This window comes from Paenibacillus sp. OAE614, assembly GCF_040546645.1.
Taxonomy (GTDB): Bacteria; Bacillota; Bacilli; order Paenibacillales; family Paenibacillaceae; genus Paenibacillus_AQ; species Paenibacillus_AQ favisporus.
The window spans coordinates 5763750-5777546 of the sequence record NZ_JBEPOD010000001.1; the positions used below are offsets into that span (position 1 = coordinate 5763750).

The 13797-nt window shown below is 52.1% G+C and carries 11 protein-coding genes; 4 read left to right on the forward strand and 7 right to left on the reverse strand.

All coding sequences use genetic code 11. The features are described 5' to 3' along the window. Window positions 1-9: 9 nt before the first annotated feature. Both ABIE48_RS26510 and ABIE48_RS26515 read right to left on the reverse strand, forming a co-directional pair. Entirely contained in the window at window positions 10-522 is a 513-nt protein-coding gene (locus tag ABIE48_RS26510) for an EVE domain-containing protein (protein WP_354519962.1), read from the reverse strand. A 122-nt stretch (window positions 523-644) separates the two neighbouring features. Beyond that, window positions 645-1061, reverse strand: coding sequence for a hypothetical protein (locus ABIE48_RS26515; protein ID WP_192717090.1), 417 nt, complete (start codon window positions 1059-1061; stop codon window positions 645-647). Window positions 1062-1231: 170 nt separating this feature from the next. Between ABIE48_RS26515 and ABIE48_RS26520 the strand changes: the two genes are divergently transcribed. From ABIE48_RS26520 to ABIE48_RS26530, 3 genes are all read left to right on the forward strand, one after another. Next, complete coding sequence (locus ABIE48_RS26520; protein ID WP_192717091.1) at window positions 1232-2053, forward strand: helix-turn-helix transcriptional regulator; 822 nt, start codon at window positions 1232-1234, stop codon at window positions 2051-2053. 107 nt (window positions 2054-2160) lie between these two features. After that, complete coding sequence (locus tag ABIE48_RS26525) at window positions 2161-3111, forward strand: aldo/keto reductase (protein WP_145028604.1); 951 nt, start codon at window positions 2161-2163, stop codon at window positions 3109-3111. Between the two features lie 362 nt (window positions 3112-3473). Continuing rightward, on the forward strand, window positions 3474-7967 hold the full coding sequence (locus ABIE48_RS26530) for a glycosyl hydrolase (RefSeq protein WP_192717092.1): 4494 nt from the start codon (window positions 3474-3476) through the stop codon (window positions 7965-7967). A 118-nt stretch (window positions 7968-8085) separates the two neighbouring features. Here the strand turns inward: ABIE48_RS26530 and ABIE48_RS26535 are convergent, their stop codons facing one another. Then, window positions 8086-9213 carry a beta-ketoacyl-ACP synthase III gene (locus ABIE48_RS26535; protein WP_192717093.1) on the reverse strand — a complete coding sequence of 376 codons (1128 nt, stop codon included), beginning with the start codon at window positions 9211-9213 and terminating at the stop codon, window positions 8086-8088. Window positions 9214-9744: 531 nt separating this feature from the next. Between ABIE48_RS26535 and ABIE48_RS26540 the strand changes: the two genes are divergently transcribed. Further along, entirely contained in the window at window positions 9745-10275 is a 531-nt protein-coding gene (locus ABIE48_RS26540) for a GNAT family N-acetyltransferase (RefSeq protein WP_186326142.1), read from the forward strand. Window positions 10276-10597: 322 nt separating this feature from the next. On the opposite strand, the gene ABIE48_RS26545 is transcribed toward ABIE48_RS26540, so the two are convergent. The 4 genes from ABIE48_RS26545 to ABIE48_RS26560 all read right to left on the reverse strand — a co-directional run bounded on the left by ABIE48_RS26545 (window position 10598) and on the right by ABIE48_RS26560 (window position 13721). Next, on the reverse strand, window positions 10598-12016 hold the full coding sequence (locus ABIE48_RS26545; RefSeq protein WP_192717094.1) for an N-acetylmuramoyl-L-alanine amidase family protein: 1419 nt from the start codon (window positions 12014-12016) through the stop codon (window positions 10598-10600). 355 nt (window positions 12017-12371) lie between these two features. Then, complete coding sequence (locus ABIE48_RS26550; RefSeq protein ID WP_192717095.1) at window positions 12372-12887, reverse strand: DUF4241 domain-containing protein; 516 nt, start codon at window positions 12885-12887, stop codon at window positions 12372-12374. A gap of 62 nt (window positions 12888-12949) precedes the next feature. Next, window positions 12950-13549, reverse strand: coding sequence for an ATPase (locus tag ABIE48_RS26555; protein ID WP_192717096.1), 600 nt, complete (start codon window positions 13547-13549; stop codon window positions 12950-12952). Next, the gene (locus tag ABIE48_RS26560; protein WP_192717097.1) at window positions 13542-13721 is read right to left on the reverse strand and encodes a hypothetical protein; all 180 of its coding nucleotides are present in this window, start codon (window positions 13719-13721) and stop codon (window positions 13542-13544) included. Before ABIE48_RS26560 ends, ABIE48_RS26555 begins: the two co-directional genes overlap by 8 nt. Window positions 13722-13797: the final 76 nt, after the last annotated feature.

Sequence of the window (13797 nt, forward strand, 5' to 3'; positions counted from 1 at the left end):
CTTTTCGCGCTAAAGATCAATAAGCACGCTTCGGCTGGCATTGTCCCACGCTACTTCACCTAACATGATGCCGGCAATCGTCTGGAAATCCTCATATCCGATCTCAAATTGCCCATAACGGAAAGCATATCCCCAGCTGCGCTTCCCTCGGGTAAAGGTAAGCTGGTCCAATAGAGGGGCGATCTTCACTTCACGGCATGGAAGGTAACGGATATCCCGGCGAAAAGGCACAAAGGATTCGGACATCGGATACTCGTAGACCCTGTCACCGGTCACCTGCCCAATGGCGGTAAACGCTTGAAGCGGCTCCCCTTTCGACATGTCGGTTCGTGGAGAGTAGTATATAAGCCAATCGCCGGGACTCATCCGGCGCAAAGGCGCTGCTTTTCCATGACAGAGCTGGGCAAATCCGCCTTGAACCCCCCGCTTCACGTGAGAAGCGGATACAACGCCGATCCAGTAGCGGCTGTTTTGCTCATCTGCGGTAACAGGAATGGTTTGATCTTCGTATTTCTTTTCCAATATGGGTGCCTCCTTAATAAATCATCTCCTATGACTATATAAAAACGCTGCTGACAACGGTCTGTCAGTAGCGTTTTAGCATTCGGGTACAAACCAATGATATGACTTCTAAATGGTCCTCGCTAATCCTGAGAAAAACGAAAAAACCTGCTAAGAGGCATGGTGTGAACCTCCGGATATCCCTTGGCTTGCAGCAAGCGGCTTAAAGCAAGATCATAATCATCCTCTTGCTGAAAGAGTACCGTGACATGGCAGTGTGCTAGTGCAACATGATCCGTCAGATGTTCGGCGATGTGGTACAACATGCGTTCTTCACTTTTCTCCAAACTTGTAGATGAAAATACATGCGTCGTGATATGATTTTCTCTTTTGTCCTCTCCTATTCCATCCTTAAGCCATGGAAAATCCTCATCATGGCTTGGCCGCCCCTCATCCACAATGATAATCCGGCAATCTTTACCGTTTATGGCAACATCCCATGCTTCCAAGTCCTTTAATCTTAGGATTCTTTGAAGTTGTTTTAAAAAATCGATGTTCATGTTAGGCTCCTTTCAAAACGGAACTTACACCTGAGTGACGGCTACTTGATTCAGTCTATACCCTTCCTATCGTCACAGGTCCCTATGGTATACTTGTATCGTAAATCAGCCTCAACGATCATGCTGATACCTTGAACGAAACCTAAACCAACAGGTGGTGATCGACATTAATGACGGTACATAACAGCAGGGCCAAAACGATGGGAGCGTTCCTCAAATCGCGCAGGGAACGTCTCTCGCCAGAGGATGCGGGATTAAACTTCTCCAGCGGTCAGCGCAAAACACCCGGCCTTCGGCGGGAGGAGGTAGCCATCCTGGCAGGCGTAAGCGCTACTTATTATACTTGGCTGGAGCAAGGAAGAGAGCTATCCGCCTCCAGGGAAGTCATCGAGAGCATTGCCAATGCGCTTCAACTGTCTCCGGATGAGAGAGGCCATTTGCTTCAGCTGTGGAATCCTTATGAGCCCAATTCCAATGCTGCGGGTTCGGCGCCTCCGGCTGCCGTGGATCCCCAGCTGCAAAAGATCATCGATCAAGTTTCCTTCCCCTCATATATCACCAATAAAAGAACTGAAGTTCTCGCATGGAACGAAGCCGCCGGTCGGATGTTAACCGATTTTGCTTCTGTACCGGCCGAAGAACGTTCATTAATTCGGTTGGCATTTGAAAATGAAGAATTGCGCCGACGGATCGTGAATATCGATGAATTCGCGAGTTATGGGGTTGCGGTATTCAGAGCCCATTACGATAAGCATCGGGACGATCTCTGGTTTGAGGCGACGGTGCAGCATCTGATCCAAAGCAGCGAGGAATTTAGCCGCTTGTGGAAGCCGTACGAGATTCGACTCAAGAAATTAGACCGGGTTATTTTGCAGCCCTCGGCCTCTGATCCCCCTGTGGCTTATGACATCCGGCCGCTCGCGAATCTGTCCGACAGCCCGGATCTGCACATCTGCGTCTATATGCCGGCTGCAGTGGATAAGAAAGACTGACGGGTAATATTTTTACTAGTAAAAACGCTGTGTGGTTGCCTCAAGTTGGATCGCTTAGAATTGGTTCATGTTCGAGCGATACTAACGAAGGAAACGAGGGAATCTCTATGGTACAGAAAAGAAAACTAGGTAAAGAACTTGAAGTGTCGGCCATCAGTCTCGGCACGATGACGATGCCGAATAACGAGGAATCCGTCCGCACGATCCAGGGAGCGTTGGATCTGGGCGTAACGATGTTCGATACGGCCGATTTTTACGGCGACCCGGAATTCCGCCGGTTCGGTGAAAACGAGAAGCTTGTCGGACGCGCCCTGAAAGGCAGACGCGACGAGGCGATAATCGCTACCAAATTCGGGATCACACACGGCCAAGGCCCGAAAGGCGACCCCGCCTATATTAAAAAATCCGTCGATGCCAGCCTCTACAGCCTGGGCCTCGATTACATCGACCTCTATTACCAACACCGGCCCGATCCCAACACTCCCATCGAAGAAACGGTCGGAACCTTGGCCGATCTCGTTCAGCAAGGAAAGATCCGCTACATCGGGTTATCGGAGGCACCCGCGGACATCATCCGGCGAGCCCATGCCGTCCACCCTATCACCGCAGTCGAAACCGAATATTCGCTATGGAGCCGGGAAGTGGAGGATGAAGTCCTCCCTGTTCTTAAGGAGCTGGGTATCGGCCTTGTCCCGTACAGCCCGCTTGGCCGCGGCTTTCTAACCGGTCAGATCAAGAAGTCTGAGGACTTGCCGGCGGACGATTACCGGCACCGTTTCCCAAGGTTTCAAGGCGAGAATTTCGTCAAGAACGTTGAGGTTGCCTCCTTGGTCGAGAAGTTAGCCGCGCAAAAAGGCTGCACCCCCGCCCAACTAAGCCTGGCATGGCTCCTTGCGCAGGGTGAGCAGATCGTTCCGATCCCCGGAACAAAACGGCTCGACCGTGTGCAGGAAAACCTTGGCGCGCTGAATGCAAAACTAACGGCCGACGATTTGGCGGAGATCGAGCGAATCTCACCTAAGGGCATTGCCTCCGGCAGCCGCTTTCGTCAAGCCTGACCCATATAAAAACCGGGGAGAATATGACTCTTCCAGTACATGAAGAGCACCCAACAGGGCTCATTCTCGCTCCCTCCCCTCCATTGAAAAACACATAACCCCTCGGCCTCCTCATTCTTTTCGAATGTGGTGGCTTTTTCCTTTGAACGATGATCCAGGCAAAAGATAACCATTTTATATTTGTTATTATTTTATTAGCAAATTAGTATAACTAAATTATTGTCAGTCACACCCCGTTATGATAGTATATTGACTCGAAAAGGGATAAATAAAGCGGTTACATATTTCTTCAATATGATTTCCTGTTAGCTTAACAGCCGCTTTGTTAGCCCTTTATCTTCTATCAATCAAGGGGAGTTTTCATGAAAAAGTCATCCAAATGGCTGGGTACTACGCTATCGGCGGTATTGATCGCTTCACTATTGTCTCCTGCCTACGGATCGGCGGCTGTCCAAACGGACCGCAGCCGCATGACCGCCAAGGACCTTACGGGGCACTGGGCACAGGCCAGCGTGCAAAAATGGCTGAGCAGCGGGCTGATCCAGGGCTATCCGGATCACACCTTCCGCCCCAATGCAGAAATCACGCGTGCAGAATTCATCTCGCTCTTAAATCATTTGTTCGGCTTTACAGCCCAGTCGAAGGAAGCTTATGCGGATGTCCCCGCCGATTCCTGGTTTGCAAGCGCTTTCTCCATTGCCAGGGAAGCCGGCTACTACACCGGATATCCCGGCAACGCGGCCAAGCCCGGCGAACCGCTAACCCGTCAGGACGCTGCGGTGCTGCTTGCACGGGCGTTTGAATTCAGCGGAAACGAAACAGCCTCCTCCCTTCCCTACTCAGATCAAGAGAATATCGGGGCGTACGCCCGCGAAGCGGTCCGGGCGCTCTCCGGTAACTTCCAAGGCTACCCGAACGGGACCTTCCGTCCCGAGGAACCTATTACCCGCGCGGAAATTGTTACCTTGATCGACAAGCTGGTCAGCGCGTACTATCCGGCTGCCGGTACTTATACCGCCGGGAAGATTCAAAGCAGCGCCGTGGTGAACCACGGGGGTGTCGTCCTGAAGGACGCCGTCATCCAAGGTAATTTGTATCTGGCGCCAGGGATCGGCGACGGCGAGGTTACCTTGGATCATGTCACGGTCCAGGGCACCACTTTCATCGAAGGCGGCGGCGCCCATACGGTCATCGTGAAGGACTCTGACCTCGGCAGCGTTCTCGTCAACCGCCGCGACGGCCAGGTGCATGTACAGCTGTCCGGTACGACCCATATCGGGCAGCTGACGGCAAACAGCCCGTCCCAACTGGACGCGGGTGACAGCTCGATCATCGACAGCGCCGAGTTCAATCAGCCGGTGCAGCTGGGCCTCGCCGCCGGCGCTTCCCTCGCTTCCCTGACCGTGAACTCGTCAGCCGCAGGCACCGCAATCACGGGCACGGGCAGCATCAAGCAGGCGGTGATCCAGGGCAGCGGCGTCACGCTGAACGGCAAGGCGCTTCCGCCTGGAACGACCAGCATCTCCAGGGGAGCAGCCGGTACAGGTTCGGCACCGTCCGGTAGTTCAGGCGCAGGCGGCAGCTCCTCGGGCAGCACAGGCGGCGGTTCCAGTTCCGGCGGGAACGGAAACGGCAGCGGCGGCGGCAATGGCAGCGGTCCGGTGGAAAACGTCACGACCGTCAACCTGACGGACGCAGCGGCAACCGACCGCACCAAATCCCTGTTCGTCTATTTGAACCAGCTCCGCGGCAAGAACATCCTGTTCGGCCAGCAGCATGCCACGACCGAAGGAATGTCCATCACGGCTAAGGACGGAACCCAGTCCGACACTTTCAACAGCGTCGGTGCCTATCCGGGGCTGTTCGGCTGGGATACGCTGAGCTTGGAAGGCAAAGAAAAGCCAGGCGTGGCCGGCAATGCCGAGCAGAGCCGCGATAACCTCGTCGCCGTCATGAAGAAAGCCTACGCCGACGGCGGCGTGCTGACACTCAGCTCCCATATGCCGAACTTCGTCACCGGCGGGGATTTTTACGACACCAAGGGCAACGTCGTGTCCCACATCCTGCCTGGCGGGGACAAGAATGCAGCGTATAACGATTTTCTCGATCAGATCGCCGACTTCGCCCTGCACCTCAAAACCGATGACGGCAGGCCGATTCCGGTCATCTTCCGGCCGTTCCATGAGCAGAGCGGAAGCTGGTTCTGGTGGGGGGCCGCTTTTACAACGACCGACGAATATAAGGAAATCTACCGCTACACGGTCGAGTATCTCCGCGACAAGAAAGGCGTCCACAACTTCCTCTACGCCTACTCGCCGGGCGGCGGTTTTGGCGACTCCGTGGATACCTACTTAAAAACCTACCCGGGCGACGACTTCGTCGACATCCTCGGGTTCGACAGCTACTACAACGGCGAGGGCGACTCCTGGTTTAACGGCGTCAAGACGGAAGCCAAAACCGTGTCCAACATCGCGGACAACCGCGGAAAAGTCGCTGCCTTTACCGAATTCGGCTACCAGAAAATGAAGGTCACTGGCAATACGACGCCCGACTTCTACACGAAGCTGGCAAACACGCTCAAATCCGATCCGGACGCGAAAAAGATGGCGTTCATGCTGACCTGGGCCAACTTTGGACCGGACTCCATCTACGTCCCTTACCCAACCGGCGATCCAAATCAGGAGCATGAAATGCTGCCGGATTTTAAAAAGTACTACCAGGATGCGTACACGCTGTTCAGCGACGGGGTCATTGGCGCCTATGATAAAAAGGTCACCACCGCCTCCGAACAGGGCTTCATGCATATCGCCTCTCCGACGGGCCAAAGCACCATCAAGGAGGCTTCAACGACCATTCGCGTCCGCGTCCTGAACGAAACGCCGGATCGCGTCGTCTACAGCGTACAAGGTTCGGATACCGAGTATCCGATGACCCTGAACCCGGACAGCGGCTACTACGAGGCGCAGTGGACGCCGGCGGCGGAGCATAACGGCAAAACCGCGGACATCACCGTCAAAGTGTATGGCAGCAGCGGGGCCGTGCTGCATGAACAGACGAACACGGTGTTCGTGAAGATCGGCGAGGTGCTGGCCGGTGCCTACACTTTCGATACCGCCGCTGACGCGGAAGGCATCCAATACAACGGCGAATACACCAGCTCGGCGGGAGGAACGAATGACGGCAGCGCGACGTACAGCGATTTTAACGGCGGATCCCTGAAGATCAGTGCGCCGCATTTGAACGGAACCGATTCATGGCAGGAGCTGAAGCTGGAGTTAAAGAACGCCAAGGCTAAAGCCGGCGCCGGCTCGCTCGCGGGTATCCAACGGGTCAAAATGGACGTGTGGGTCCCCGCTGCAGCCGGGGCATCCAGCGAGCAGGCCAGCCTGCGCGCGGTCGGGCAGCTCCCACCGGACTGGACTAATAAGTACGGCATGGACACAACGTATTCGCCGTTTGCATCCCTGCCCAAAGAAACGATCGGTGGCGTGGATTACGTTAAATTCAGCCCGACGATCGATTTTACGAACGCGGATGCGCTGGCGGCTGCCGACGACATCGCCTTGTCCATCGTGGGCAGCGCGCTGCAATCGGATGGAGATACGCTTCCGGTCTACGTCGATAACATCCGGCTCTACAGCGCCTATGCCGAATCGTCGGGCGACCCGTCCGTCGTCGACGACTTCGAGAGCTACCTGGGCAGCAGCGACGCCCTGGCCAGCAAGTTCGTGCACGCCGGCGGCGACCCGGCCGGCGCTGCGCTGGACGGGACGCACAAGCACGGCGGCAGCTACGGGCTGAAATACACGTACACGCTGGCAGGCAGCGGCTACGCCGGCATCACCAAGGCGATGAACGGCGCGGATTGGTCCAGCTTCAACGCCCTGCAGTTCTGGTACCAGCCGGACGGCCAGGGCCAAAAGCTGGTGATGCAGATCAACGCGGACGGCAAGACGTACGAGTACTACCCGGACACCAAGACGACAGAACCGGCGCTGATCACCGCTCCGTTCAACGAGTTCAAGCCCGCCAACGGGGCGACCGGCACGTTGACGAAGACGAACCTGATGAACGTCCAGGCGTTCTCCATCTATACGAACGCGGTACCGGACGGCAACCGGCTGACGTCGTCGATGTATTTTGACGACATCCATGCCCTGCTCGATCCGAACGCTGGCACCGTGCCCAACGGCAGCGCAGGCGGCGGTACCGCACCCGGCGTGCTGTTCGACTTCAACAGCTCCATCACCGGCTGGTCGCTGAACGACGACACGCTCGGAGCCGGCGACCTCGCCAATCCGGAGGATGGCGGCAGTAAGGTGCTCAGCGCGGACTTTCCGTCTGCGGGCGCAGCCGACAAGCACTTGGAGCTCGCCTACATGAGCGACCAGGACCTCAGCCAAGGCAGCACACTGATGGTCCGCGCCCGAGTGGCCGGCGGCACGGCCAAAGCGAAGCTGTTTATCAAGACCGGGTCGAACTGGGCCTGGGCTTCCACTGATGAAGTGGAGCTGACCGGCAAATACCAGTGGATCAAGCTGAACCTGAACGGCAAGGACATCAACGGCGACGCCATCGACAAGACGCTGATCAAGGCCATCGGGCTGCAGATCGCTTCACCAAGCGGTGAAGGAACAATGACCGTGTATGTGGATGACGTGACGCTGGATGAGAAAACACTGGATGCCGTGGTCAATGGCGACGCTGAGGTCAGTGGGGATGGCGCTGACAGCGACACAGGAAGTGACGTCGCAGATTCCAGCGAAGCCGGTAACGCCACTGGTGAAGGTACTAACAGTCAAGAAATTGTGGTTGAAGGTGGCGAGAATGAGGGGACGATGAATGAAAGCCTGTAACCATCTTCATTACTAAATTCTCCTTAATCAACGATACAAAAAGGACCCTCCGCTGAGGGTCCTTTTATAACGAGTTATGGAAATCGTAATCGATACTCGATTGTTATAAAGAAGGCTATCAAGCCCCAACCACCGTCAAGAGCATCGTCGATGCCTGAAAGCGGCCGCTTTCCGGAACGACACACACGATCTGCTGCCCCGCGGAGAGGCGTCCGGAATACAGCAGCTCCTCCAGCATAATGTAAATCGAAGCCGCCGCCGTATTCCCTTTTGTGTACAGATTTGTAAACCATTTTTCCTCAGGGATCGTCACACCGCCCTGCTCCAGCAGCTGGAAGATCTCTTCCCTGAACACATGCGACGAATAATGGACCACCATCCAATCGACCGCGTCCGGGTCAATCCGACCTTCTTCCACCAGCTCCAAAAACCGCCGCGTCCCGACCTTCGTAATTTCATTCACCAGCCGGACGTCCTGCTTCAAATTCAGCGCGCCGTGATCGGCCGCTTCATGAATAGAGGCGTAGTCCAGCCACGAACGGCCGCCATCCTCCTTGCTCATGCCGGAATACATGCAGGTCTCGTACTCATTGGCATACGACTTGTTGTCGATCCACTCGATGCGCAGGGTGAGCCCCTGTGCAGAGGGTTCATTTTGCAATAGGGCTGCCCCCGCTCCGTCCGACAGCATGAATCGTAGAAAATCCGTGTCGAACGGCACCCGCCCGTTGCTGTAAATGCTCTGCGCCTCGAATTTCGTATGTTTGAACTCGCGGCTCAGAAACTCGCTGGAACAAGCGATGGCCGTCCGGTGCTCTCCTGACTTGATATGTAAAAAGGCGTTCTTCAGCGCATGCATCCCGCTCGCACATAACCCCGAGTGCGAAGAAATCTCCATCACCGGCAGTCCCGTCTCGGCGTGCACCATACTCGCAAAACCCGGCAGCAGCAGGTCCGCTCGTGTCGTACCGGTCGCCAAAAACTCGACGTCCTCCGGGCGGACACCGGCGCTGCGTTCCAACGCCTCGCGTATGGCCAGGGCCGCCATCTCCGCGTTGGTGTACAAGCTCTTCTGCTCCTTGTCCATCGCGTAATATCGCTGCTTGATCTGATTCTTTTCCAAAATGATACGCTTCGTCTTGGAGGATCTGCCTCCGATTTTGCCAAGGTAATCTTCCATTTCCTCATTGCCCACCGGGGCGCCGGGAAGGAACTTCCCCATGCTTGTGATATAAACGGATTTCATATAACACCTCACTAAAGATATGATTACTAATTATGATATTAATCCCACTAATTGTAAAGTAGATGAAAAATTAGTAGATTCAAATGCTCTTCAGACGTGTTCTCAAACAACAAAAAAACCGCTTTATTCAGGCAGCGGCAGCCTCTGCGATCCACTCTTTTACCGTTGCAGTCACGGGATGAAGGAAGCCAGTTCGAATGCAGCGCAGACAATGGAGATAATCCAGAAAGGCTCAATCAAGAATGGCATACCATATCTTATTGGAAAAGCGTTCATGCGTGTTGGGTAAAAGCGGGATTTAATAAAGTTGGTTGTATGCTGGATCGGAAGAAGAAGGGACGATCGGTGTATTTGCTTTATTTCACGCATCATGTTATAGTCATAAATCTGCCTAGATATTTATTTACATAATCATGCTTACGAGGAAGGAATAGGACACGCATATTCAGTTGATAAGTACGATTCGTGTTCGATTAGGGAGCAAAGCTCTCGATTACTATATTCATAACAAACCGGTAGGAGTGATGAATGATGAATCAACACGAGTTTGTTATTGTGGTCAAACCAGCCGAGGATTCTCAATTGAATTTGCTTGAGGAAGTGTTCAGCCCCGGGAATCTGACGTATCCCCAGCATCGCCGATTCGAAGTACAGAGGAAAGGTGAGGGCGTATTTCTGATCGCATGGCATACAAATCAACCGATTGGACATTTCTTACTGCGATGGAGTGGCCCTGAGGATCCGCGTGTAACTCAATATATCGATGTGACTCACAGTGCCTTTCTGGAGGGAGGACTCACGAAAGAGGGCTACCGCAAAAAAGGTGTAGCGACGGCGATCATTCGTGAGGCTGAGAAATTAGCAAGCGAAAGAGGCTGCACTCATATCGGTTTGGAAGTGAGCAGCAAAGACAATCCCGAGGCAAGAAGGCTATATGAACACCTGGGTTATATCGACTGGGGTTACGGTGAATTTCAGATCAGTTGGGAATACCATGATAAGCACGGAACAAGCACCCGCTCCGATATTGTTATTTTTATGCAAAAACCACTAGTCTATTGATCAGACGAAAAGTCCCCCCATTCCAGCCAAGGACGTGGGGGGCTTTTCTATAGACTGATCTCATAACCTATCAAATTGTGCCTGTTTGTCCAGTCAAATCTATTCGTAAAAGCATAGATTGTTAATATAGGAGGTGATCATTATGTGTTGTAATCGAAAAAAAGTAATCGTCGTAAAGCTGCACCCCGGTCAAAAAGCTGTAGTCATCTGTAAGAAAAAGAAAAAACATCGGCATGATCATTGGAAATTCTATTAATTCTCTCTGAAAGAACGCTCTTCGAGCGTTCTTTTTTTGTTTCTCTCTCTCCCTGCGATGTTCTCCCTATGTAATGCTTAAGTACTCTTTGATGCCATCAACAATCGCTTGAGCTGCCTTATACTGAACGGTGTCAGACAGCATGGCTTGTTCATCCGAGACATTGCTTAGAAATCCGACCTCTAATAGAACCGCAGCCATATGGGTCTCACGAATCACCTGCAGGCTGGTGTTTTTAACGCCGCGGTCTTTCAGACCCATCGCCTGGACCAAACGCTTGTGGATCGCATCGGCGAGCTGTTTGCTGCTGCTCCGCTGATAATAATGGGTCTCTGTACCGGTTGCTTGCGGCGATTCCAGTACGCTGTTGCCATGGATCGATACAAAAACGTCCGCATTTAATGAATTGGCCAGCTGCACGCGTTCTGTCCGGGTAGGGTACACGTCGCTGTCACGGGTCATGATGACTTCAATTTCGGGTTCCTTAAGAAGAAGTTCCTGCACTTTCAGAGCAAGCGCGAGGTTAAAGTCTTTTTCGTGTTTGTTGCTGATGCTCGTCGTTCCCGGATCGCTGCCACCGTGTCCCGCATCAATGACTACGATTTTTCTTTCATTCTCGTCGCCTGAAGACACTGGAGTCTGGGGATCGCTGCCCGTCCCAGATAGATCTATAATGAGCTGATCGCCGATAAACTCCTGATGATAGGAAGCCGGGTTATCCTGGCTTAACTCCACCACGACCCGGACTTGCTCGGGGTCCCTGCTAAATAGAGAATATCTGACTTCGGATACATCCGGCTGTCCGCTCACGTCCAATTTCCCCATCATGGCCGAATCCAGCGGCTGAGTCAGAGCCCCGAAGGTCGTATTAGGTAAGTCAACAACGATTCGGGCGGGGTTGGCTAAAGTTGAAATCTTGGGTGTCACTTGGCCATCCATACTAATAACGAGCTGTCGGTTTAAATAATTGATCTGACTCACATGCGTCAACGGCTCTGTATTGTCTGCTTCGGATTCGGAGTTCGGATCTTTGCTTTGATCCGGGTTTTGAGGCGGGCTTGTCAGGTATACCGTTTTACTGCGGTTGTCCCAATTGACAGCCAGTCCCATTTGTTCGGTGACGAACCGGATCGGAACGACCACGCTTTGATTCATATTCCGGGGAGCCGTATCCAGCCGTACTAGCTGGTCCGCGACCTTCGCCTCTTTTTTGCCGACGGTTAACAACATGGCTTTGGCGTTTTGCTGGATTGTAACGCTGTGGGACCGTTGATCCCAGTTCACCTGAAACTTTAAATTTTCCGCCACCACCCGAAGTGGAATCATCATGGATTGATCAATGATCGAGACCTTCACATCAGCCGGCAGGACCAGTTCACGGCCGTCTAATACAATCTTGGATGGCTTGGATGCGGCATTGATTGAATTGGGGAGAAGGATCAGCAGAAACAAAGACAGGAACAGCAGAGACAAAAATTTCTTCATTATGCACCTCTGTTATCGTTTGAACTTTCTATCGGATTCTAGTAAAAGCGACAAAATACCATTTACAATATATAACAATAAAAACGGAAAATAGTTGCGCTTGAAGTGAAAATGAAGTCTATCTAATCTTAAGAAAAACGTCGATCGACGTACCTTCAAAGTAGACAGACCGCGTCTAGAGGAAGTTTTTCTTGCGAGATCAGGAAGCGGAAGCTTCGAAACTTATACTTTCTGATCTCTAAAAAAAAGATGACCCTAGAGAGAGTCATCTGCCAGCTGTAAAGTTCGTTTTTTTAATACCGCGGATTTTAATTAAAAATTCTAGTCACCGTAATGATATCTACTTCTGAACTAACTAACCCTTAATAAACACAATCTTCACGCCAACTACCTGATTGTCCGCATTTACAGCCTTGTACACCCCATAGGCCCCGTCGCCCATGCCTGTCCGCGATACGACGCCGCCTTCCAGGACGCCTGCTTCCTCCCCGCTCTCGGTGAGATCACAGCAGGCGAAATACCATTCGGTATCTTGGTCCTGCTTACCGTCAGGGGCATCCGCATCCGGAATCCGGTGCTTGTCGATATCAAAAATCCCGGCCTGCCCGCTGTCCACCCCGGCCACAAAAGAGCACTTGATCCATTCCAGCGACGCTGCCTGTTCCGCCACGGAATGATGGTAAGCCGTCAGCTTGGCGTTGGCTTCGCCCCAGTCGCGAACCTCGATCTTCTCTACTTCTCCTACCCATGTGCCAGCTAAGGCGGATTCCAATACGCCCATAATAATCGTATCCCGATCCAATTCGTAACAAGGATCCGCTACGACCAATTGCCCGGAATTCACTTCAAAATTGCCTAGTTGAATGACCACTGAGGATACCTCCAATAACTGTGATGATTTGGGTTTATTGTAACATGTGTGGTGGTGGGAGATTAAATCGAGGCAAACTTGTTGATAGTTTCTTTAATGCTTTTAGCCCAAGCTGGAAGATGAGAAACTTCATGAGTGATAACGTTGTTTTTGGCCTGTAACACAATTTCTCCAGATGCTTCGCTATTGTCTATGACAATCAAATAATCGATCAATATAAGATTTAAATGCAGATTCTTTATAGAAGTTGAGTGCCTTCTTATAATGTCTTCTGTAGGAATATGATGTCCCCCATTTCGGACTCTTGCAGCCACACGCTCAATATTGAGACGATAATCCCCAAGTCCGACATAAAACATGGTGACCTCAAATCCCTTATTTTTGGCTTCCTTCATAAGACGTATTGCATTTCCACCAGCCAGCGTTGTCTCAACAGAGAAATCCCTCTTATTTTCTATACAATCTCTAGCAAGCTTAATCGCTTTTTTACCCGCCGAAATTTTTCGACTCTCCGGTTGATCGGCATCAATACTGCGTGCTAATGCATCCGGATCAATATTTACGCTAATGCCTAGTCGATCTATGATCAAATTACGTATCGTACTTTTACCGCTTCCATTGTTTCCAGCAAATACATATAAGATTGGAGAAAGTTCATTCATGGGAAGGAGATCCCGGGTTGGTTATTGTCTGAATATCACCATTTGCAAATTCTTTAACAATCCGGCCGCTTTCCGTCTTGTATACAATATAAGTCCCATTGGCTTTAGCATCTAATTTTGCACGATCACCTGTAAGCTTAATTAACTTTTGAAGATCCTGGAAAATATCCATATTATATCTCCTTTGCTTCAGTCATTTATCTAATCGATATTATATCACACCAACGAATTCAAGACCTTTCTTCATC